This is a genomic window from Nocardia sp. XZ_19_231, from assembly GCF_015355705.1.
Taxonomy (GTDB): Bacteria; Actinomycetota; Actinomycetes; order Mycobacteriales; family Mycobacteriaceae; genus Nocardia; species Nocardia salmonicida.
This window is the reverse complement of the sequence record NZ_JACUZI010000003.1, coordinates 600,429-622,856: the sequence shown is the minus strand read 5'-3', so window position 1 is coordinate 622,856 and position 22,428 is coordinate 600,429. Positions and strand designations below refer to the sequence as shown.

Below are 22,428 nucleotides of genomic sequence, written 5' to 3'. Positions count from 1 at the left end.
CGGCAATCCGGGCCACGCGGTCTGTAATTCGCCGAATATGCGCTGACACAACGACGATTCGTTCAGGTTTGTCAAGACCTACAACATACATCGCCGAGAACACGACGTTCGGCGCGCCGAGCCCTCTCAGTACGTTCTCAGTCGGTCACGGCAAACTACAGCACATGCGCATTCTGGTAGTCGACGACGATCGCGCGGTGCGGGAATCACTGCGCCGGTCACTGAGCTTCAACGGCTACACCGTCGACCTGGCCGTCGACGGTCTGGACGCATTGGAGAAAGTGACCGCAGCCAGGCCCGATGCTCTGGTTCTCGACGTCATGATGCCGCGCCTTGACGGCCTGGAAGTGTGCAGGCGGCTACGCAGTACGGGCGACGATCTGCCGATTCTCGTTTTGACCGCGCGCGATTCGGTGTCCGAACGCGTGGCCGGGCTCGACGCGGGTGCCGACGATTATTTGCCGAAACCTTTCGCGTTGGAGGAATTGCTGGCGCGTTTACGGGCGTTGCTGCGTCGGCGAACGCCCGATCCTGGTGAAGCGTCGGAGGCGATGGTGTTCGCTGACTTGTCGCTGGATCCGGTCACCCGCGAGGTTTCGCGCGGCGAACGCGGGATCAGTCTGACGCGCACCGAGTTCTCGTTGCTCGAGATGTTGATGGCCAATCCGCGCCGGGTACTCACCCGCGGCCGAATCCTCGAAGAGGTCTGGGGCTACGACTTTCCGACCTCCGGCAACGCGTTGGAGGTCTATATCGGCTATTTGCGCCGCAAAACCGAGGCCGACGGCGAGGAGCGACTGATCCATACCGTGCGTGGCGTCGGCTACGTGCTGCGCGAGACCCCTCCGTAGGCGGGCGGCATGGCACAGAAGGAACCCGCGGTCGCCGTTCTCGGCAGGCCGCTGGACGCGAGCGAGATGCGTCCGCCGACCCCGCTGACCCGCTCGGTGTCGCTGCGCTGGCGGGTGACGCTGCTTGCGGCGTCGGTGGTGCTGATCGCCGTCGCGGTGACCTCGATCGCCGCCTATGCGATGGTGGCGCGCGCGCTGTACGCCGACGTCGACGCCCAGCTCGAAGCCCGCGCGGCGACCATGATCAACAACAACTTCGAGACCGCCGGTTTCCAGTCGATCGTGCTGGCCGGGCTGTTCTCCAACGATGTCGGCGTCGCGCTGATCTATGCCGGTCACAAGCCATATATGCCGCCCCAGCAGACAATTCCGCCGGTCGGCGCCCAGGAGCTCGCCGTGGCCGACGGCAAGATCAACTCCTCGCTGCGCACCGTCGGTGACCAGCGGGTGCTCGCCGCGCGCACCCACAGCGGCGCGACGCTGATCATCTCGCAGAAGCTCTATCGCACCCGCGAGGTGCTCGATCAGCTGGCGTGGCTGCTGTTCGTGGTCGGCGCGTGCGGTGTCGTGCTGGCCGCCGCGGCCGGAACCGCGGTGGGCCGCACCGGCCTGCGCCCGATCGCCCGCCTCACCGCGGCGACCGAGCGCGTGGCCCGCACCGACGACCTGACGCCGATCCCGGTGACCGGTGACGACGAATTGGCCAGGCTCACCGAGAGTTTCAACACGATGCTGCGGGCGCTGACCGAATCACGCGACCGCCAACGCCGACTCGTGGCCGACGCCGGTCACGAGCTGCGGACCCCGCTCACCTCGCTGCGCACCAACATGGAGCTGCTCATCGCCTCTGGCAGGCCGGGTGCGCCCCGGCTGCCGGACGAGGACATGGCCGAATTGCGCGCCGATGTGGTCGCCCAGATCGGTGAGCTGTCGACACTGGTCGGCGACCTGGTCGATCTGGCCCGTGAGGACGCCCCCGAAACCGTGTACGAGCGGGTGGATCTCGGCGAGGTGGCCGAGCGTGCGCTCGAGCGTGCGCGACGAAGGCGGGTGGGGATCACCTTCGTTGCCGATCTGGCGCCGTGGTTCGTCTACGGGCACGAGGCGGGCCTGGAACGGGCCGTCCTCAACGTCCTCGACAACGCGGCCAAGTGGAGTCCGCCCGACGCGGTCGTGCGCATCACCATGCGCCCGGCCGGTCCCGGTCTGCTCGAACTGGCCGTCGGCGACGCGGGCCCCGGTATCCCCACCGACGAACGCGAACTGGTCTTCGAACGCTTCTACCGCACGACTGCCTCGCGTTCGATGCCCGGTTCCGGGCTCGGGCTCGCCATCGTCAAGCAGGTGGTGACCAAACACGGCGGCACCATCGCGGTGGACACCTCCGATCGTGGCGGCGCGCTGGTGCGCATCGTGTTGCCCGGGGAGGCGCCGACCGTTCTCGACGAGTCCGACGCCGAGTGATCGCGGGAGTCACGGCGAACTGATAGTCCGATCTCAGGCGCCTCTCAGTAGCCGTCAGGAAGCTGGTCTGCAAGCGTGAGGAGACAGACACCATGACCGACGATCCCCAGCGGCACCCTGCCGACCGCCCCGCCGAGACCGGCGGGCAACCGGAGTTGCCTACCGAGTCGAGGGGGGCGTACGCGCCCGATGTGCCCGCGTCGGGCGCACCCTATTCGCAGGGGCCTGCGGCGGGTTACGGCGGTCAAGCTCCGTTCGGCGGGCACCAGGGTGAGCAGGGTCCCTACGGCAACCCCGCGCCTTATGGCGGCCCGACGCCGTTCGGACACCAGCATCCGCAGGGTGGTCCGGCGCCGCACAGCGTCGCGCCGCAGGCGTTCGGCCCCGCGCCGACTCCGCAGCGAAAGCCGTTGCGGCTCGGCCTGATCGCCGGAGCGACCGCCTTGGCGCTGGTCAGCGGTGGTGTCGGTGGTGTCGTCGGCGTGCTCGCCACCGACTCGGGTTCCGCACCGGTGACCAACGCGCTCGAGGCGCCGAAGCCCGCGGTGAACAATGTCGCCAACGCGCCCGCCGGGTCCACTCAGGCGGTGGCGCAGCGGGTATTGCCCAGTGTCGTGATGATCAAGGTCGCGGGTAGTCGTGCTTCCGGAGAAGGTTCCGGGGTGGTGCTGTCCACGGACGGGCTGATTCTCACCAACAATCACGTCGCCGCGGGCGCAGGCGCCTCGGCGAAGATGGAAGTGGTGTTCAGCGACGGCAGCACCGCGCCTGCCACCATGATCGGCGCGGATCCGGTGTCCGACCTGGCTGTCATCAAGGTCAGCGGCAAGACCGGGCTCACGCCGATCGAGTTGGGTACCTCCGACGGGCTGGCGGTCGGCCAGTCGGTGATCGCCATCGGCTCGCCCCTCGGCCTGGCGGGCACCGTCACCACCGGCATCGTCTCCGCCCTCAATCGTCCGGTCTCGACCAGCGGTGAGGGAACCCCGAGCCAGGTGAACCCGGTGATCGACGCGATCCAGACCGACGCGGCGATCAACCCGGGCAATTCCGGCGGTGCGCTGGTCGACGGGCAGGGCAAGCTGATCGGCATCAACACCGCCATCGCCAGCCTCGGCGGCGAGGCGGCGGGCGGCACCCAGAGCGGTTCGATCGGCCTCGGCTTCGCGATCCCGGTGGATCAGGCACGCCGGGTCGCCGACGAACTGATCAAGACCGGCCACGCCACCTACGCCCAGATCGGCATCAAACTGCGCCCGCAGGACACCGCCGCGCGCGTACTCGAGGCCACCCCTGACGGCCCTGCCGCCAAGGCGGGCATCCCCGCGGGCGCCGTCATCACCCGCCTCGACGACCGTCCCATCGACTCGGGCGACGCGCTGATCGCCGCCGTCCGCTCGCACCAGCCAGGAGACAAGGTGAAGGTGACTTACACCGACGAACAGGGCGGCAATTCCAAGACCGTCGAGGTCACGCTCACCGCGGCGGCGGCCGAAGGCGGCCGATGATGCGTTCGAACGCAAACCTGTCGTGCGTAGGCGCTACGGTGATGACCATGGACATCGATGCTCCCGTGGCAGGGCGCGCACTGGTTGTTGTCGTCGACGATCGGACGGCTCATGGCGGCGTGGATTCACTCGGCCCACTCGTTACCGAATTGCTCAACGAGGCCGGGTTCCTCGTCGACGCCTCGGTGACGGTCCAGGCCGAGGAGGTCGAGATCCGCAACGCTCTCAATACCGCGGTGATCGGCGGTGTCGACCTGGTGATCTCGGTCGGCGGCACCGGCATGTCGCCGCGCGACATCACACCCGAGGCCACGACCCAGGTGCTCGACCGCGAACTGCCCGGCATCACCGAGGCGCTGCGCGCGTCGGGTCGAGTGGCGGGCTCGCTCGACGCCGGTCTGTCGCGTGGCGTCGCGGGCATCTCCGGCAGCACCCTGGTGGTGAACCTGCCGGGTACCCGTGCGTCGGTCCGCGACGGCATGGCCACCCTCGGCCCACTGGCCAGCAAGGTGATCGGCGAACTGTCCGGTCTGGACGAATGACCTCCGATCCGCGCGACGCGGTTCCCGGCCCCGATGATCAGGGCCGGGAATCCGCGTCGGCGGACGAGCTCCGGCTCAAGGCGGCCGAGGCCGCGCGGCTGGCGAGGATCTTCGGCGACGTGCTGCCGGAGACCACCGGTGACGAGCGCGGCGACCGATCACGCGACTCCGGCGCGGACGATTGGTTACGATCTCAGGTTCCCCCGCATCACGGGTGATCGGCCCGTTATCTACGTAGCCGCTACGTAATAGGCGGTATCGGAAAAGTCTATTTCCGCGCGAACGCGCACTGCCGACAAATACTCGAGACCACGCGAAAGCGTGGTCTTTTGTCGTTGGAAGGCCCAGATCGTTACCCGTGGCTATCTACTGTCAAGGTGCCATGACAGGAGCCTTCGCGACTGCATCAATGCACGTCAAAGCATGTGGCGATGTACGAATGTGTGCTGTGCTTCACAGTGAAATTTACGAACTCTTTCATTGCCGTATCCGTGGAACGGCGTTTAATGTTCGCCATTGAGCCACCAACTATCGGTCCCCGCAGTACTCCCGCTTCTGTGCGTTGAACCACCCGGTGGAGCCCTGGCTCGGGTTCGCCACACCGGCCCCGGCCGTATCGTCGAAATAACAGTTAGTTACGTAACGGCAACAAAGGGGCGACACACTGATCTGGGCCCTGTGAGGTCCACTTGTCCGGCTTCGAAAGTCGAGGCCGGCTGTTAGACACCTGATGAGGGGAAGTATGAGCGAGAACCGCACCACCGGTGTGCGCCGTGGCGTCCGTGCCGCGGGCGTCGGCGCTGCCGCGGCCGCCGTGGCCTTGGGCCTGCTGTCGACCGGTGCCGCCAATGCCGACACCTTCGTGCCGTTGCCGGACGGCCAGAAGGTCAGCCCTGCTGGCGTGACCATCACCCGCACCCACGAGTCCGCGCTGATCTCGCCGTCGCTGTCCGCCAATGGCGCGGGTCGCGTCGTGTGGGTCTCGGGCACCGCGGTCGCCGAGGTCACCCAGACCCCCGAGGGCGAGGTAGGCCCGTGGAACGGCCCGACCGGCCGCCCCGGTTCCAACAATTCCTCCACCCACGGCGCCTCCCAGCTGAACACCGGCTACATCGTCGGTTGCCAGGTGAGCATCGCCGATGACGCGATCGGCGCCGGCCTGTCCGGTGGCCTGAGCACCGGCGGCGTGACCGCCGGCGGCTCGATCGGTGTGAACCTGGGTCCGGGCGAGGTCAAGTTCGTGCAGATCAGCTCGAAGGACATCCTGAAGGCCGGTACGTACGCGGTCGATTACCAGGACGCGGAAATCGAGATCCAGGGCTGCGCCGGCTACGCGCAGGCTCGGGCCTACACCGTGGTCGAGATCATCGGCGACCACTACTCGAAGACCACCCTGTACGGCATGCCGTTCAGCATCGGCTGACGTCTTTCGATCCGGCACGAATCTTCTTCTCGCTGCGGCGAACTCAATCCTCGAGGGACAAATCCTATGATCAACCGTAAGTTCATGGCGAAGGTGGCGGGCGTCAGCGCTGCGGCCACCGTGGCCGTCGGCCTGTTCTCGACGGGCGCGGCCAATGCCGATACCTTCGTTCCGCTGCCGGGTGGACACATCACCAAGACGCTGTCCGACGGCACCGTTGTCGATATCGCCTTGGTCGGCGAGTCGGCCAACATCAACCCGTCGCTGGGTTCCACCCCGGTCCACCGCAACGCGTGGGTTTCGGGTAGCGCTCAGGTCTCCGTCTCCGACGGCGGCTCCGGCAAGATCTTCCCCGGCTACACCGTGGGTTGCCAGGTCAACATCGCGGGCGGCGGCGTCTCCGGCGGCGGCGACCTCGGCAGCGACTGGGAGGGCAACGTCGACGCGGGCGTGACCTCCGGCGGCGAGCTCTCGCTCGGCCCCGGCCAGTCGAAGTCGTTCTACGTCCTCGACCTCGAAAAGGCCGACGACTTCGGTTCGGAGTCGCACGGCAAGTCGAACAAGTTCAAGGACGGCTCGGGCTCGGTGACCTGGTCCGACGAGACCATCGGCCTGTCCGGCTGCGGCGGCTACGCGCAGGCGCGTGCCTTCGTCTCCGTCGAGGTCGAGACCGACAACGTCATCTCCTGGGTGACCCTGTGGGGCGCTCCGTTCAGCCTCGGCTGATCTGTTCGCATCCCGCACTCGAAACGGGCCGGTCGCTATGCGACCGGCCCGTTTTGTTGTGCGCGCACCCCAGTAGCGCTGGACATTACGAGTCAGTCTCACTATGTTGAAGCCGAATCGACTGCTCTTGCAGTCGAAGTCACTTGCGTTTTCGTTCGCCGATCGGCTGAGCTCGCGCCGATCCGGTGACCAACAGCTTCTCGATCCACCTCCCGGCAGGGCGCATCTGTCCTGTTGCCAGCGGTGCCTGTCCCAGTGACACACCCCAGCTGGGTCCGGGCGCAACACAGATATCGACCTCGATGGTCGAGGTCGGATTTGCGTATACCTCGAGGGGAAGAATGAGCGAGAACCGCACCAACCGCGGGCGTCGCGGCGCTTGGAGCGTGGGCGCCGCCGTGGCCGTGACGATCGGCCTGTTGTCGGCCGGTGCTGCCAATGCGGACACCTTCGTACCGTTGCCGGACGGCCAGAAGGCCGGCCCCGGTGTCACTTTGAGTCGTACCGGTGAGCATGCCGTGGTCTCCCCGTCGCTGGCCGCCAACGGCGCTGGTCGCGTCGTGTGGGTGTCGGGCAATGCCCGCGCCGATGTGCAGGTCACGCCGGAGGGCGAGGTCGGGCCGTACAACGGTCCGACGAACCGTTCCGGCTCCAACAATTCTTCGACGCATGGTGCGTCGCAGCTGAATACGGGTTACATCGTCGGTTGCCAGGTGAGCATCGGCGACGAGGCGATCGCTGCCGGGTTGGCCGGTGGAGTATCGACCCTCGGCGCCTCGGCCGGTGGTGCGATCGGCCTCCATCTCGGCCCCGGTGAGGTCGCCTTCGTGCAGATCGATGCCAAGGACATTCTGAAGCCCGGCGTCTATTCGGTGGAGTACCAAGACGCGGAGATCGATGTCCAAGGCTGCGCGGGTTATGCGCAGGCCCGGTCCTACTCGGTGGTCGAGATCATCGGTGACCATTACTCCAAGACCACGCTGTACGGAGCGCCGTTCAGCATCGGCTGATCATCGGCCGAATCGAAACTCTTTCTCGTTCACACGAATTCACCCTCGAGGGGTCACTGTGATGATCAACCGTAAGAGCATGGCGCGCGCAGCCGGATTCATGGCGGCGGCGACTATGGCATCGGGTCTGCTGTCCACGGGTGCGGCCGCTGCCGACACCGTCGTTCCGCTGCCTGGTGGCCACATCACCAAGACGCTGTCCGACGGCACTGTCGTCGACATCAGCCTGGTCGGCGAGTCCGCCAATATCAACCCGTCCATGGGGTCCACTCCAGCGCATCGCAACGCCTGGGTTTCCGGTAGTGCGCAGGTCTCGGTTTCCGGTGATGGCGGTGGCAAGATCTTCCCCGGTTACACCGTGGGTTGCCAGGTCAATATCGCCGGTGGTGATGCGCTCGGAGACGCTGGAGGCGAGGTCGTGGAGGGCGTGGAGTTCGGCGAGGTGAACACCGGCGGCGAGCTCACCGTCGGCCCCGGCCAGGCGAAGTCCTTCTACGTCCTCGATCTCGAAATGCCCGACGACTACGGCAATGAATCCCACAAGACCCGCAATGCCTTCAAGGGTGGGTCGGGCTCGGTGACCTGGGCCGACGAGACCATCGGCCTGTCCGGCTGCGGTGGTTACGCCCAGGCCCGTTCCTTCGTGAGCGTTGAGGTGGAAACCGACAACGTCATCAGCTGGGTGACCCTGTGGGGTGCGCCGTTCAGCCTCGGCTGAGCAATCTCCAGGTATGAATTCGGGTCCCGCTCACCCAGGGTGAGCGGGACCCGATTCGTTGCGGGAGTGCCGGATCAGTAGGTGGTCTTACCGTCGGTATCCGACGCCGGTTCGGCCAGGTAGCTGTGCTTGCCGTTCGAGCGGCTGTGCTGTTCGGCGAGCAGGTCTCGGATCTGGATGAGCAATTCGTTTTCGCTGAGTTTCTCGTCGGCCGCGGAGAACCGCTTCTGCGCTCTGGTCGCGGGCACCACCAGGATGAAGTAGAGGATCAGCGCGACCAACAGGAAGTTGATCGCCGCGGTGATGATCGGCCCGATCTCGATGAAGGTGGCCGGTTTGTCCGCGACGAGCTGGAAGCCCAGCCCCATCTCGTTCGATCCGCCGAACACCGCGAGCAGCGGATTGATGATCCCGGTGCTGAACGCGGTGACGATCGCGACGAACGCCGTGCCGATGACGACGGCGACCGCCAGGTCGACCACATTGCCGCGGAGTAGGAAATCCCTGAAACCTTTGAGCATTGCCGATGTCTCCTTCGTACAGGAGCCGGCCCATGGCGCTGCGCTCCATATCGAATGTTGCGAAACGGTCTGCTTGGTTCCTGTTTGATGCTAACGAGAGTTCGGGCAAATTTCTCGCGAACTTCGCCGTGGGCGACAGCGGCAGCGGTCAGTGGAAAACGACAGTCAGTGCTGTCCGCAGTGACGCACCGGCGACAGCGGTGGCGTATTCGGTGTCCAGAGCGAGCAGGACCACCCGTTCCGCCCCGCGCCGATCGCCCGTCGCGGTGACGAGCACGACCGCGGCATCGGTGGCCAGCGTCCGTGCGGGTTTGCTCGCCCCCGGCCCGCCGGCGTCCTCGACCCCGACGACATCGACTCGATCGCCCGCCCGCAACACATCAGCCACCGCGGCATCGGCCAATCGGATCGGCACGATCCGCGCCTCGGCGCTACCCGCGGCCGCGGTGGCCAGCCGTGGCCCGACGACGCGCAGATCGGTGAAGGTTTCCCCGGCATGCATGGCGCCGGTCAGTGTCGCGCCGAGCAGGGGAGCGGTATCGGTGACCGAACCTGTTGGCAGCGAACGGGATTCGTGTTGATCGACACGCAGATCGTCGGCGGTGAGCAGCCGACCGGGCGCGAGATCGCGGGCCGCGACAACGACCGCGACCCTCTCCCTACCGGGATCGCCACGCACGAAAAGCACCACGGCGGCCACCGCGAGAACTGCGGCGGCGATGCGTCGGGCGAGCAGCGCGTCGGCCCAGGCCGGACGGTTACCGAGGGCGAAGCGCCAGGAACTGCCACGTCCCAGATAGGCGAGACTGCGAGTCATGGCGAAAGCGTAGAACCGCGGCACGGCGGAAAAGCCGCCGAAAGCCCCGCCTGTGGATAACTACGGGGCTGTGGACAACTGTGGGAAAAGTCAGCTGGCGGCGGCCGGAGTGGAGCTGGTGGAAGCGCTCGACGACGAATCGCCGGTGCTGCCGGACCCGTTGGTGCTCGACCCGTTGCTGCCGCTCTCGGACGAGGTCTTCGCCGGTTCGCTCGCGGTGGAAGCGCCACCACGGCTGTCGGTGCGGTAGAAACCGCTGCCCTTGAACACGATGCCGACCGAGTTGAACAGCTTGCGCAGCTTCCCGGAGCACTGCGGGCATTCCGTCAGTGTGTCGTCGGAGAAGGACTGAACGATGTCGAAGCGGTTGTCACACTCGGTGCACGCATACGAATAAGTTGGCACAGGATCCTCCGCAAGTCTCTCGTCGATCTAGCACTCTACCGCCGACACTGCCAACGCCGCGAATCGCCTTTTCATTCCGGCGAAACGGGGAGGTCGCGGCCCAGCTGTTGCAGCCCGCCACCCGGGGTGAGTACCCAACCCATTCGCCGATCGTGCGGTTCCTCGGGAAGCAGGTCGACCAGTTCATCATCCCGTACTACGGCGATGAGGCGCACGTCAGCGCGGGCCGCACCGAGCGTCCGGTCGTAATACCCGGCACCACGCCCGAGCCGCACGCCGCGTCGATCCACCGCGAGGGCGGGCACCAGGATCGTCGTTGCTTCGGCCACCACGGCGGGCGGCAGCGTCTCGGTGGCCGGTTCGAGCAGGCCGTAGCGGGCCTTGCGCAGCGAATCCGCGCCCTCGTAGCGTGCCCAGCTCAGCGGACCTGGCTCGCCGGTCACCGGCAGCAACACCGTGGCGCCACGCGCGCGCAGCGCGTCGAGCATGCGCAGATCGCCGGGTTCGCCGCGGATGGGCACGTAGGCGCACACGACATCGTCGGGCGCGGCCAGGCGGGCTGCCGAGGATGCGAGCGCGGCCGCGTCGACGGCGTGTTCGGTGGGCTCCACTTGTGCGCGAGTGGCCAGGATCTCGCCGCGCCACGCATATTTCGTGCGCTCACCGGGCATCTCCACAGCGACCACCATAGTCTGCACAGGCGCGCAGCGATCCGAGGTCTTTCGCGCACGGCCGGAGCGAAGGCGGAGGTACGCCTAAGCTCTTGCCGACGCCGGATCGTCGCGAGGAGGCGATCGGACGGCACTGAATGGATAGGGTATGCGCATGACAGACAAGACTTCCGGTTTCCGCACTGCGGTGGTACCCGCGGCCGGACTCGGGACGCGGTTTCTGCCTGCCACCAAGACGGTGCCCAAGGAGTTGCTGCCGGTGGTCGACACCCCCGGTATCGAGCTGGTCGCGGCCGAGGCCGCCGAATCCGGCGCCGACCGGCTGGTGATCGTGACCTCGCCGGGCAAGGACGGCGTCGTGGCCCACTTCGTCGAGGACCTGGTGCTGGAGAGCACCCTGGCCGAGCGCGGGAAGTTCGCGCTGTTGGAGAAGGTTCGCAAGGCCCCGGCGCTGCTCGACGTGACCTCGGTCGTACAGGAGGAGCCGCTCGGCCTCGGCCACGCGGTCGCCCAGGCCGAAGCCGTCCTCGACGACGACGAATTGGCCATCGCCGTCCTGCTGCCCGACGATCTGGTGCTGCCGTGTGGCGTGCTCGAGACGATGAGCCGGGTCCGCCGTGAGCGCGGTGGCTCCGTGCTGTGCGCCATCGACGTGCCGAAATCCCAGGTCAGCGCCTACGGTGTCTTCGACGTCGAGGAATGCGCCGACGGAGCCGAGACCGACGTGCTGCGCGTCAAGGGCATGGTCGAGAAGCCCGATCTGGCCGACGCGCCGTCGACCCTGGCCGCTGCCGGCCGCTATCTGCTCGACCGGGCGATCTTCGACGCACTGCGCCGGATCGAGCCGGGTGCGGGCGGGGAACTGCAGCTCACCGATGCGATCGCTCTGCTGATCGCCGAGGGTCATCCGGTACATGTGGTGGTCCACCGTGGGTCGCGCCACGACTTGGGCAACCCGGGCGGTTATCTTCGAGCTGCTGTGGATTTCGCTCTCGAGCGGGAGGAATACGGCCCGCAACTGCGCGAGTGGCTGAAGTTCCGGCTCAGTCCGGAGTGGGATCCGCAGTCGCCCGTCGCGTAAACGCGGTCAGGTACACCGCCATAGATTCAGGAGCTCGATGCGCTCGGTTGAGGATCAGCTGATCAAGGTCACCGCGGCTGCGGTCGCACCCCGGCCGGTCCGGGTGGCGATTTCCGAAGCCCAGGGTTTGCTGTGCGCGGAAGACGTCGTCACCGAACGGCCGTTGCCCGGCTTCGATCAGGCCGCCATCGACGGGTACGCGGTGCGCAGCGTCGACGTCACCGCCGCGGGCACCGATGTGCGCGACGAGGAGGGTGAGCTGATCGACCTCACCCTGCCGGTGGTCGGCGAGGTGGTGGCCGGTTCACGCCAGCCCATCCGACTGCAGCCGCGCCAGACCGTCCGGGTCGATACCGGCGCGCCGCTGCCGACCCTGGCCGACGCGGTGCTGCCGGTGGAGTTCACCGACGGTGGGCGGGCCAGGATCAAGGTGTTCGAGGCGGTGCGCTCGGGCGACTACGTCCGCCGCATCGGTGACGACGTGCAGCCCGGTGACGTGGCAGTACGGGCGGGCACGATCATCGGCGCGGCCCAGGTGGGCCTGCTCGCCGCGGTCGGCCAGGACAAGGTGCTCGTGCATCCACGTCCGCGCCTGTCGGTGATCTCCATCGGTGGCGAGTTGATCGACATCGACCGCACGCCCGGTCCCGGCCAGGTCTACGACGTGAACTCCTATGCCCTGGCGGCGGCCGCGCGCGACGCGGGCGCCGATGTGAACCGGGTCGGCATCGTCAGCGCCGATCCGCGCCGACTGCGTGACGTGGTCGAAGGGCAGCTGGTGCGCTCGGAGGTCGTGGTGATCGCGGGTGCGGTCGGCGGCTGGGCCTCCGATCAGGTCCGCGAGGCGCTCGACGGGCTCGGCGAACTCGAGGTCGACCGGGTGGCGATGCACCCGGGTTCGGTGCAGGGTTTCGGACGGCTCGGGCGCGACGAGGTGCCCACCTTCCTGCTGCCCGCGAATCCGGTGAGCGCCCTTGTGGTGTTCGAGGTGATGGTCCGCCCGCTGATCCGGATCGCGCTGGGCCGCCGTCAGCCGATGCGTCGAATCGTGAGCGCGCGCACCATCACTCCCGTCACCTCCTTGCCTGGCCGTAAGGGTTACCTGCGCGCGCAACTGCTGCGCGACGAGACGACGGGCGACTACCTGGTGCAGCCGCTCGGCAACGGCAACGCGGGCTCCTCGCATCTGCTGGTGTCCCTCGCCGAGGCCAACAGCCTGATCGTGGTGGAACCCGACGACACCGATTTCCGTACCGGTGACGAAGTGCAGGTCGCGTTCTTGGCGCAGCGCGGCTGAAAAATGGAATCCATGAACGTATTCCGGGCCGGACAGCATCCCGGCTGGCCCGCTCGGCTCGGTCCGGTAATGGTGGCGGGCGGCAAGGTGACCCTGCGACCGGTGCGCTTTCGTGATGCCGCCGCGTGGAGCCGGATCCGGCTGCGCGACCGCGACCACCTCGAGCGCTGGGAACCGACCGGTCGCGGCAGCTGGGAGGCGCGCAATCACGCGTCGAACTGGCCGTCGCTGTGGACGAGTCTGAAGGCCGAGGCCCGGCGCGGGGCGATGATCCCGCTGGTCATCGAGGTCGACGGGCAGTTCAGTGGTCAGTTGACCATCGGCAACGTCGTTCGCGGCGCGCTGCGCTCGGGCTGGATCGGGTACTGGGTGGCCAAGGATCTCGGCGGTCAAGGGGTGGCGACCGCCGCGCTCGCGCTCGGCCTCGACCACTGCTTCGGACCGGTCGGCCTGCATCGCGTCGAGGCGACGGTGCGGCCGGAAAATCTTGCCAGCCAGGCGGTTCTGCGCAATGTCGGCTTCCGGGAAGAGGGCCTGCTGCGCCGCTACCTCGATGTCGACGGTGCGTGGCGCGATCACCTACTGGTCGGTCTGACCGTCGAAGAGGTTATGGGCACTGTGGTAGATCGCCTGGTCAGGGAGGGTCGAGCGGCGCTGCCGTGAAATTTCTGTTACTCATGTGGCAGGTGTGCACGGCGCGCCTGCCACACGGGCGCGTCTGCCCGAATTAACCTACGGACGTCAGTGGTGCGTCCACAGAGGGACAACACGTAGGTGGGGACGGGAGGTGATGACCGCGATGCCGAATTCGATCCTGTGGATCGGACTGGTGGTGCTGTGGGTCTTCGTCCTGTTCCCGATCCTGGCGGACCGGCATCCCCGGATCCGCCGCACCACCGATGCCGCGCTCGCCACACGCGTGCTGCACCGTGGCGGGGCCGAACGACGGATCCGCATCGGCGCGGCGGGCGGTCACGAGAGTGACCCCGATTACCGACCCCGTGTGCTTCGCAAGCGCTCCCACCGAACTGATTCGGAGGATCGGATGACGACCGAAGAGCCCGTCACCGAAGATGACGACGAAAAGTTGACCCCCGCAGTCGAACTCGAGGCAGCCGAAGCCGAGGTGGACGCCGACGACATCGGAGACCCCACCGCGACAGCCGATCCCGACGACGACGAGACAGAAGACGCTGCGGCGCAGCCACTCTCGGCGGACGTCGACGAGGACCCACCCGTCGCCGCGCGCATCCCACCCGCCCCGCCGGCCAGACTCGACGACCTCGTTGCCGAGGACGCCGAATTCGACGATGACGACGACTTCACCCCGACGCGTCGGGGGCGCGGCGGCTACGACCCCGAGGCCGACGCGATCGCCCGCGCCGCCCGCTACGGCTTCCGTCAGCGCGCGGTCATGGGCCTGATCGTCGGCATGATCCTGTTCGCCGCGTTCGGACTGCTGCTCAACTCGATGTTCTGGTGGGCGTGCGGGTTGTCGGCGGCGGTGCTCGCGGGCTATCTCGCCTACCTGCGTAAGCAGGTCCACCTGGAGGAGGAGATCCGCCGCAGGCGCGCGGCCCGCCTCACCCGCGGCAAGCGCCAGGAGGCCGCGGAGGCCACTCCGGAGGCGGCCACCACCCGGCGCACCATGGACCGCGACACCGCACGCGCCCTGCGCCGCCGCTCCACCCTGCTCGACACCGACGACGAGGACCCGAGGTTCGAGTTCCTCGAAATCTTCGATCCGGCCACTTCTCGCGCACTCCGCAACCGGGTCGAAGACCTCGGTCAAGCCGTCGGCGAGTAACTGGTGCAACCACGCAAATCAGCAGGTCAGAGTACCGATTCGGTATCGGGGCGCAACCCCTGATACAGTGTCACAGCGCGGTTCGCCAGGGCCGCACGGGGCTATAGCGCAGTTGGTAGCGCGTCTCGTTCGCATCGAGAAGGTCAGGGGTTCGATTCCCCTTAGCTCCACCCCAGAAGGGCCCGGTCACCGACCGGGCCCTTTTTCTGTGCCTGGCGAACATCAGCCCCCTTCGCTGCGGCGCGTACTTTAGGCGCGACAGCGAGAAATCGCATGCCCCCAATTTTTATGGCACGATCCATTGATCAATATTTACTGGTGAGTAATCGTCTTATTGATTCCAGGTGACGGTACATGTCGAATTTCATTGTGAAAGCTTCATTTTGCTGTACAGCAGTGGATTCAACTTATTCGCAAACCATATAAACCGTAATACCGGTCACATCGGTAACGCTGACCAAGTGGTAGCCGATACACCAAAAATGGCTATTACCGTGCAGGTCAATGCATTTGCGGACCCTGCTGAATGGCAGTAACGTTCCGGTAAATCACATGATCCGCGCAGGACCGCGAGCGCCCGCGCTCACCAAGTTCGCTGCCGGGGAGGAATCGTTTCACCAGCGAACAGATGTGACGCCACCAACGGGAGGGGCGTCGAACACGTCTGTTGGAAAGCGTCAGAGGCAGTTCATGACAGCGGTTATCGAGGTTCGTACCGAGCCCGAAGAAATACCGAATACCCATCCGTCGTTCGCGTATCGTGGCGTCGCGCTGATCGCTTCGATCGCCGCGATCGCACTGACGGCAACGGCGGGCCGATACGACTACTTCGGTGACGAACTCTATTTTCTCTCCGCCGGACGGCGACTGGACTACACCTACGCCGATCAGGGCGTGGTGGTGCCCATGTTCGCGTGGATCGCCGACCAGCTCGCACCGGGATCGGTGACGGTCCTTCGCTTCCCGGCCGTCCTGATGTGTGTGGGTGCGGTAGTCGTGGCGGCACTGATCGCCTACGAACTCCGGGGCAGCCACCGCGTTCAGATGCTCGCCGCGGCCGCGTACGCGCTGTCGGGGCTGGCGGCCAATCAGGTCGTGCTGAGCACGTTCTCCTTCGATGCGACCTTCACGGCCGTGATCACCTGGCTGTTCATTCGCTGGGTTCGTACGCGCCAGGACTGGCTGATAGTCGTAGCCGGACTGGTCGCCGCCCTGGATATGCAAGTGAAGTGGATGATCCCCATCGTCTGGGCGTGCCTCGGCATGGCAGTCATCCTGTGCGGCCCCCGCGACATCCTGCGCCGCCCCGCACTGTGGGTGGCGACCGGCATCCTCGCCTCGTCGCTGATCCCGATTCTTTACTGGCAGTCCCAACACAATTGGCCACAGCTGGCTATGGGCGCGGTCATCGGAGCCGAGCAGGACGCCACCGGTTACGGTCCGGTGGGATTCCTTCCGCAGTTTCCCATCCTCGCCGGCATCCTGGGCACATTGCTGCTCGCAATCGGACTCTGGGCGGCTTTCAAACAGGAGTCGCTGCGCCCGTATCGATTTATCGCGGTGGCACTTGTGATCATGACCGCATTTGTCATGATCACGCATGGACGGCCCTATTACCCGGGCGGCCTCTTTCCCGCCATGTTCGCCTTCGGCGCAGTCGGCCTCTGGCAGTACGACCGGAAACGGTGGATGAATCTGGCGCTGGTTCCGATCGCCGGAATCTCGGTGCTGACGACCGTCGTGACGCTCACGGTGATACCCCTCGCGCCAAATTGGCGCACGCAGGCCGAGGATGCGATCGACCTCGGACTCCGGACGGCATTTTTCGGAAACACCAATTGGTCATTGATGGTGTCCGCGGTCAACGACGGTTACCTCACGTTGACGCCTGCGGAAAAGGCTGATGCCGTCATCGTCGCGCAGGGCTATCCGCAAGCAGGTGCCGTCGAACAGTTCGGCAGGCAGTACGGCTTGCCCGCCACGTATAGCCCGAGCCGTGGCTTCGGGTTCTTCGGCCCGCCGCCGGACTCGGCGACATCGGTGGTCTACGTCGGACTCGACACCGCCGAACACGAACTGCGCACCCGTTTCACCGAGGTGGAGCGCGTAGTCCACCTCGACGACCCCATGGGCATTCCCGGTATCGACCGCATGACCGCGGTCTGGGTCTGCAAGGGCCCGAAGCAGCAGTGGTCGACCATATGGGATTCCATGACCACGCTGTATTTCGATCTCGGCCTCTGGCGAGACGGTCGGACCACTACCCGACCCACGCGCTGAGCGAGGACGACACAAACGAACCCCCCGGCCGCGAAGGCGGCCGGGGGGTTCGTCGTTCGATCCGGGAGGTCAGTTCTTGACCAGCTCCGGCTCGTCCGCCTCGTCCTGCACGGGTGCGGCGTGCGGGTCGGTCGCCCCACGGTTCGGCAGCAGGACCGCCATGGCGATCACGACCAGGGCCAGGGCGGCCGAGATCAGGAAGGCCAGGCGCATGCCGTCGAGGGTGGCGACGGCAGGCGGGGTGCCCTCGTCGATGAGCGAGGTGCTGCGGGCCGACATGACGGTGACCACCAGCGCGGTACCGAAGGCGGCCGCCACCTGCTGGATGGTGCCCAGCATCGAGCTGCCGTGCGAGTACAGGTGCATCGGCAGTGCGCCCAGGCCGAGGGTGAACACCGGAGTGAACGTCGCGGCCAGCGACACCATCAGCAGGATGTGCAGGCCGAGCAGCTGCCAGTACGGCATGTCCATCGAGATCTGGGTGAAACCGGCCAGCGAGGCCGCGATGCCGATCGAGCCGGGGATCACCAGCAGGCGTCCACCGAACTTGTCGAACAGCTTGCCGACGGTCGGGCCGAGCAGACCCATCGCCAGACCACCCGGCATCACCAGCAGGCCGGTCTCCAGCGGGCTCAGACCGCGCAGGTTCTGCAGGTACAGCGGCAGCAGGATCATCGAGCCCATCATCGCCAGGAACGCGATCGACATCAGGACCAGAGCCTTGGTGTAGGTGCCCTGCAGCAGGACGCGCAGATCCAGCAGCGGGGTTCCGTTGCGCTGCAGGCTGATCTGACGCAGCGCGAACGCCGCGATCAGCGCGACACCACTGGCGGTGATCAGTGCCGCGGTGGTGTAGCTGTCACCGTGGAATTTGCTCAGCCCGAACACCAGTCCGCCGAAGCCGAGAGCCGCCAGCGCCACGCTGGGGAGGTCGAGCGTGCCCGGCTGCGGCTCGCCGACGTTCTCCAGCTGACGCAGACCCAGCCAGGTGACCAGACCGGCGATCGGCAGCATCACCACGAACAGCAGTCGCCACGAGTCGATGCCGGGGATGTCGATCTGCAGGATCAGACCCGAGATGACCGGACCCATGGCGGGCGCGACCGAGATTGCCAGGGTGACGTTGCCCATCACGCTCCCACGGTCCTTCTCCGCCACGACGGTCATCAAAGTGGTCATCAGCAGCGGCATCATCACCGCGGTGCCGCCTGCCTGGATGACGCGGCCGATCAGCAGCACCGCGAACGTCGGCGCGAGTGCCGAGATCACGGTGCCCGCGATGAACACGCCCATCGCGGCCGCGTAGGCCTGCCGGGTCGTGACCCGCTGCAGGAACCAGCCGGTGGTGGGAATGATCGCGGCCATCGTGAGCATGAACGCGGTGGAGACCCACTGCGCGGCGACCTCGGTGACGTGGAGATCGCTCATCAACCGCGGAATCGCGTTGATCATGATGGTTTCGTTGAGGATGACGACGAAGGTCGCGAGCACCAGCACGCGGATGACGGTCGGTGTCTTGCCCTTCGTCATCGGCGTGGATAGATCGGCTGGCATCGGGGTAACCTCCGGAGGACATGGGTACGGCGGGGCGTGAGCTGTGGCCCGATGCCGAGTCGACGACGTCCCGGCACCACAAGAGAGAAGACGGATTCCGTCGGTCCAACTCATCGGGCGCCGGTCAGTATTCCGGGCGGGTACGACACAAATCACCTGGTTTTTCGGATTCACGCCGGCGGGGAAGCGCGGAAAATCCCAGGTCCCGGGGATATCGAAGCGAATCTCGGGCTGGATGGTGAGCCTGGTCACTGCCCGATTTCGATGCACGGCGCGCCGGTGTGTTTCCCGGAGTGGCGCCCGAAATGCGGGGTATACCGGTTAGGTGACTGCATCGAGAACGTGGCTTGCTGTGGTGTGCGCGATTGTTGCCGCTCTCGGGGGTGCGAAGGCATCAGCCGATCCGGGGGCCTATGTGGCGGGCGAGGCGCCGCTGGGTGGCAGGTCCGCGCAGATCGATGTGTACTCGCCCGCTATGGGGCGGGTGATCCAGAACAAGGTGATCAAGGCGGCGGGGGCCGGGGCGCCCACGTTGTATCTGCTCACCGGGGCCGGTGGCGGGGCGGACGGGATCTCGTGGTGGGACAACACCGACGTACGCACCTTCTTCGCCGACAAGTTCGTGAATGTGGTGATGCCGGTCGGTGGCGCTTTCACGCTGTACACCGATTGGATTTCCGATGACCCCGGCGTGGGTCGGGTGCGGTGGGAGACCTATCTGACGCAGGAGTTACCCGGGGTGATCGACGGCGCGCTCGAGACGAGTGGGCGCAATGCCATCGCCGGTGTGTCGATGAGCGCGTCCTCGGCCCTGGATCTGGCGATTCAGAGTGGTTCTCGGTTTTCCGCAGTGGCGGCGCTGAGTGGTTGCCCGTGGGCTTCGGATCCGATGGGGATCGCGATGGCCAGCGCGCAGGCTGTGCGTGGCGGTGGGAATCCGGGGAACATGTGGGGGCTGCCCGGTGGGCCGGGGTGGCAGGAGCACGATGTCTTCGCCAACGCGGGGCGGCTCGCGGGTAAGGCTGTTTTCCTGTCCGCGGCGACGGGGTTTCCCGGTGCGCAGGATCGGGGTTTGCCTATGCCGCCGATCGAGACTCTCGCGGGGGCGTGTACGGCTGCTTTCGCGGGGCGGTTGGGGCAGTTGGGGATTCCGGCTGTGCATGTGCATCGGCCGACCGGGTCGCATACCTGGGGGCAGTTCCAGGCTGACTTGCATGAGGCTTGGCCGCATTTGGCTGCCGCTATCGGGTGAGAAGTAGTCCCGGATGGTTTGACGCTGTGTTTATTGGCGCGCTGGCGCGCGCGTGTCCGCGGCCCCAAGGGGCCGCCGGTTAGACGCCGTTGCTTGCTCCTTCGTCGCGTACGCAACGGCGTCTAACCGGCGGCCCGGCCGCGGACCGGCCACTTCGTGGCCGTCCCTCCCTAGGGGTCGGGAGTGCGGTGGGTGGGTTGTTGACGGCAGGGATCGGCTGGGGTGGGGTGTGTGGTCGGGAGTGTGGGGTATGGGTTCGGTGGGGTGTGTAACGCGGTGACCAGTTGGGGGTTCGGAGGATTGGTCGAGGGTTGGGGTTCGGGGGTTTCTGGTGGGTTGTTCTGGCGGGTGCGGCGGAACATCCACTGCAGCAACGCGATGCCGATCAGGGCTAGCAGGGCGGTGGTGAGGCTGATGGACAGGCCGGGTGGTCGCCAGGTGACGGTGAGGGTCGCGTTGCGGGTACCTGGGGGAATGTCCACCGCGACGAAGGTTCCCGCGACTGCTCGAACGGGGATTTCGCTGTTGCCGAGAGTGGCTGTGTAGCCGGGCCAGGCCAGGCGGGACAACACGATTCGGCCGCCGGTCCCGGATGAGACGGTGGCGCGGTTGGTGAGGCCGGCTTCGGGCATGACGGTGGCGTGGACGCCGGATTCATGGGCGATCAGGTCGCCGGGGGAGGGCAGTGGGTTCACTCGTTCCAGTACCCAGATCTGGTGTTCGTGACCGGGGTAGTGGACGAACTTCCAGCCTGCGGGGGCCGGGTCGTTTCCTGCGTTCGGATACTGACTGCGCTGCAGGACGATGCGATCCAGCCGCATCAAATCGACGATCGGGGTGTCGGTCGACGGTTCGACAGCGAAGACCCTCCTGTACGCGTCAGGGCAGGTGCCGCCGTCCCATGCCATGCATAGCAAGCCTGCGAAGGCCGCGTGCCCCACGGGCGTGTACCCGTTCACGTACTGCAGCCCCAGGTTCTTGGCGTAGCTGCCCAGTGCGATGGAGCCGTAAGTGCCTGCGAGCGTTCGCTCTTCGTCGCGCACCAAGATTCGGTCCGCCAATTGCAGTGTGCGCCCGTCGAAATCGGGGAACGCGTCGGTCATGTCCGAGCGCTGCTCGGCGAAGCCGTACGACATCGGGGTCCGCGGCGCCGACGCCACCTGGACGTAGGCGATCGGGAAGGTCGCGACAATCGTCAACGCCGCCGCGGCGGCGATCCCGCGCGTGCGCGCCAGCCACACCACCCCGGCCCCGAGACCGACCACCACGAACACCGCGAGGGCATGCCGTTCGACGAGTTTCGGTGCGGCGGAGAACGATCGGATGAAAAGCAGGGCGATCAGCGCGCCCGCCGCCGCGTATCGCCGCCGCGACGACGCGAAAGCCCCGTAGCGACTGATCAGCACACACACCAGCACCAGCAGCGCGATCGCGAGCATCGGCAACACTCGCGCCGGCCACCGCAGCGGACCGATCGCGCCCGGCCCGGCCGTCCACATCAGGGTCGCCACCGCGAACAGCGCGATCCCGCTCCAGGAAGCGGCGGTGCGCGCGGCGGCCTTCCAGTCGATGAACGCGAGCGCGGGAATCACGAACCACGCGATGTAGACCATCGGTAGCGGCTGCACATGCCCCCACCACGCGGTGAACGCGGGCACGGTGCTCGGCAGGCTGGCATTGAGCGATTCCGACCACGGCACGGTCAGGAACGGGTCGTTGTGGATGGTGGATACGTCACCGCGCCAGGTGGCCTGTGAGGACAGCAGGACCGGCAGATTGGCGATCATCGACGCGAGCACCGCGAGCCCGGATGCCGTGAGCAGGCGCAATACCGGTGCCCACCGACGCTGGTGCAGGTACTCACCCGCGGCGACCGTCGCGATCATCAACCCGGATTCGACGGCGGGAAAGGCGTATTGGACGGTCAGCGTGAGGTACAGGAACACGAACAGCGGAATCGGTCCGGTCCGCCCTCGTGCGTAGAGCACCGCGGAGGCCCACGCGTGCACCAGCCAGGCCGTGCCGGTCTGCGAGGTGAACCAGCTGGCCTCGTCGAAGAACAGGAACCAGCCGCTGAACGGAAACGCCACTCCGGCGACCGCCGCCCATGGCGCGCGGGCGCCGTAGGCCAGACAGATGCGAAAGACGCCGAGCGCGGCGATCGCCGAGAACACGAATTTCACGGCGGTCGCGTACAGCGCGAGATTGTCGAACGAGGGCGCCAGCAGGTACACCAGCAACTGCGCGGGGTTGTAGAGCCCGGCCTCTTCGAGGCTGTAATTGCCCGCCATCCATTCCCATGGCACCATCGCCGGGAATCTGCCCGCCCGCAATTCGGTACCGAGCAACTGCCACATCGGCACGTATTGCGCCTCGGTGTCGTCGGTGTAGAAGTGCCGCGAATCCCCCAGCAGCACAGCGAGATATCCGACCAGCACGGCCGCGATGACGACACCGGCCCAACGCACGACTTGTTTTCGCGGTTCCAGCGCCGCGCGTAC

Annotated in this window: 21 protein-coding genes and 1 tRNA gene; 16 read left to right on the top strand and 6 right to left on the bottom strand. The window is 66.6% G+C overall.

Annotation, left to right across the window (positions count from 1 at the left end; all coding sequences use genetic code 11):
- Positions 1-164: 164 nt before the first annotated feature.
- From IBJ82_RS16170 to IBJ82_RS16130, 9 genes are all read left to right on the top strand, one after another.
- Positions 165-851, top strand: coding sequence for a response regulator transcription factor (locus IBJ82_RS16170; protein WP_056813964.1), 687 nt, complete (start codon positions 165-167; stop codon positions 849-851).
- Between the two features lie 9 nt (positions 852-860).
- Positions 861-2,315: a HAMP domain-containing sensor histidine kinase gene (locus IBJ82_RS16165; RefSeq protein ID WP_194826722.1), complete on the top strand. Its 1,455-nt coding sequence runs from the start codon at positions 861-863 to the stop codon at positions 2,313-2,315.
- Between the two features lie 92 nt (positions 2,316-2,407).
- Positions 2,408-3,823 carry a S1C family serine protease gene (locus IBJ82_RS16160; RefSeq protein WP_194826721.1) on the top strand — a complete coding sequence of 472 codons (1,416 nt, stop codon included), beginning with the start codon at positions 2,408-2,410 and terminating at the stop codon, positions 3,821-3,823.
- Positions 3,823-4,365 (top strand): MogA/MoaB family molybdenum cofactor biosynthesis protein, encoded by a 543-nt coding sequence (locus IBJ82_RS16155; RefSeq protein WP_194826720.1) that lies wholly within the window; start codon positions 3,823-3,825, stop codon positions 4,363-4,365. Before IBJ82_RS16160 ends, IBJ82_RS16155 begins: the two co-directional genes overlap by 1 nt.
- Complete coding sequence (locus IBJ82_RS16150) at positions 4,362-4,583, top strand: hypothetical protein (RefSeq protein WP_194827242.1); 222 nt, start codon at positions 4,362-4,364, stop codon at positions 4,581-4,583. The genes IBJ82_RS16155 and IBJ82_RS16150 overlap by 4 nt, the downstream gene beginning before the upstream one ends.
- Positions 4,584-5,107: 524 nt before the next feature.
- On the top strand, positions 5,108-5,788 hold the full coding sequence (locus tag IBJ82_RS16145; protein ID WP_194826719.1) for an MspA family porin: 681 nt from the start codon (positions 5,108-5,110) through the stop codon (positions 5,786-5,788).
- A 66-nt stretch (positions 5,789-5,854) separates the two neighbouring features.
- Positions 5,855-6,514, top strand: coding sequence for an MspA family porin (locus IBJ82_RS16140; RefSeq protein ID WP_194826718.1), 660 nt, complete (start codon positions 5,855-5,857; stop codon positions 6,512-6,514).
- 341 nt (positions 6,515-6,855) lie between these two features.
- A complete protein-coding gene (locus IBJ82_RS16135) occupies positions 6,856-7,524 on the top strand; it encodes an MspA family porin (RefSeq protein ID WP_194826717.1) in 669 nt (222 codons plus the stop codon).
- Positions 7,525-7,585: 61 nt separating this feature from the next.
- A complete protein-coding gene (locus tag IBJ82_RS16130) occupies positions 7,586-8,242 on the top strand; it encodes an MspA family porin (protein WP_194826716.1) in 657 nt (218 codons plus the stop codon).
- 74 nt (positions 8,243-8,316) lie between these two features.
- Here IBJ82_RS16130 and mscL read toward each other — a convergent pair whose 3' ends face one another.
- The 4 genes from mscL to IBJ82_RS16110 form a co-directional block, all read right to left on the bottom strand.
- Positions 8,317-8,763 carry a large conductance mechanosensitive channel protein MscL gene (gene mscL / locus IBJ82_RS16125; RefSeq protein WP_194826715.1) on the bottom strand — a complete coding sequence of 149 codons (447 nt, stop codon included), beginning with the start codon at positions 8,761-8,763 and terminating at the stop codon, positions 8,317-8,319.
- Positions 8,764-8,911: 148 nt separating this feature from the next.
- Positions 8,912-9,580, bottom strand: a complete 669-nt coding sequence (locus IBJ82_RS16120) for an SAF domain-containing protein (RefSeq protein ID WP_194826714.1) — start codon at positions 9,578-9,580, stop codon at positions 8,912-8,914.
- Positions 9,581-9,670: 90 nt separating this feature from the next.
- On the bottom strand, positions 9,671-9,985 hold the full coding sequence (locus IBJ82_RS16115) for an FmdB family zinc ribbon protein (RefSeq protein WP_194826713.1): 315 nt from the start codon (positions 9,983-9,985) through the stop codon (positions 9,671-9,673).
- 71 nt (positions 9,986-10,056) lie between these two features.
- On the bottom strand, positions 10,057-10,656 hold the full coding sequence (locus IBJ82_RS16110; protein WP_228537314.1) for a 5-formyltetrahydrofolate cyclo-ligase: 600 nt from the start codon (positions 10,654-10,656) through the stop codon (positions 10,057-10,059).
- Positions 10,657-10,810: 154 nt separating this feature from the next.
- On the opposite strand from IBJ82_RS16110, the gene IBJ82_RS16105 reads away from it, so the two are divergent.
- The 6 genes from IBJ82_RS16105 to IBJ82_RS16080 all read left to right on the top strand — a co-directional run bounded on the left by IBJ82_RS16105 (position 10,811) and on the right by IBJ82_RS16080 (position 17,121).
- Positions 10,811-11,737: a UTP--glucose-1-phosphate uridylyltransferase gene (locus tag IBJ82_RS16105; RefSeq protein ID WP_194826711.1), complete on the top strand. Its 927-nt coding sequence runs from the start codon at positions 10,811-10,813 to the stop codon at positions 11,735-11,737.
- Between the two features lie 37 nt (positions 11,738-11,774).
- A complete protein-coding gene (gene glp / locus IBJ82_RS16100) occupies positions 11,775-13,034 on the top strand; it encodes a gephyrin-like molybdotransferase Glp (RefSeq protein WP_194826710.1) in 1,260 nt (419 codons plus the stop codon).
- Positions 13,035-13,046: 12 nt separating this feature from the next.
- Entirely contained in the window at positions 13,047-13,697 is a 651-nt protein-coding gene (locus IBJ82_RS16095; RefSeq protein WP_056816118.1) for a GNAT family N-acetyltransferase, read from the top strand.
- A 136-nt stretch (positions 13,698-13,833) separates the two neighbouring features.
- On the top strand, positions 13,834-14,841 hold the full coding sequence (gene glpR / locus IBJ82_RS16090) for a gephyrin-like molybdotransferase receptor GlpR (RefSeq protein WP_194826709.1): 1,008 nt from the start codon (positions 13,834-13,836) through the stop codon (positions 14,839-14,841).
- 97 nt (positions 14,842-14,938) lie between these two features.
- A tRNA-Ala gene (locus IBJ82_RS16085) sits at positions 14,939-15,011 on the top strand.
- A gap of 520 nt (positions 15,012-15,531) precedes the next feature.
- Positions 15,532-17,121 carry a glycosyltransferase family 39 protein gene (locus IBJ82_RS16080; protein WP_194826708.1) on the top strand — a complete coding sequence of 530 codons (1,590 nt, stop codon included), beginning with the start codon at positions 15,532-15,534 and terminating at the stop codon, positions 17,119-17,121.
- Positions 17,122-17,190: 69 nt separating this feature from the next.
- Here IBJ82_RS16080 and IBJ82_RS16075 read toward each other — a convergent pair whose 3' ends face one another.
- On the bottom strand, positions 17,191-18,675 hold the full coding sequence (locus IBJ82_RS16075; protein WP_194826707.1) for an MDR family MFS transporter: 1,485 nt from the start codon (positions 18,673-18,675) through the stop codon (positions 17,191-17,193).
- A gap of 325 nt (positions 18,676-19,000) precedes the next feature.
- Between IBJ82_RS16075 and IBJ82_RS16070 the strand changes: the two genes are divergently transcribed.
- The gene (locus IBJ82_RS16070) at positions 19,001-19,927 is read left to right on the top strand and encodes an alpha/beta hydrolase (protein WP_370585334.1); all 927 of its coding nucleotides are present in this window, start codon (positions 19,001-19,003) and stop codon (positions 19,925-19,927) included.
- A 170-nt stretch (positions 19,928-20,097) separates the two neighbouring features.
- On the opposite strand, the gene IBJ82_RS16065 is transcribed toward IBJ82_RS16070, so the two are convergent.
- Complete coding sequence (locus tag IBJ82_RS16065; RefSeq protein WP_370585333.1) at positions 20,098-22,395, bottom strand: hypothetical protein; 2,298 nt, start codon at positions 22,393-22,395, stop codon at positions 20,098-20,100.
- Between the last annotated feature and the right edge of the window lie 33 nt (positions 22,396-22,428).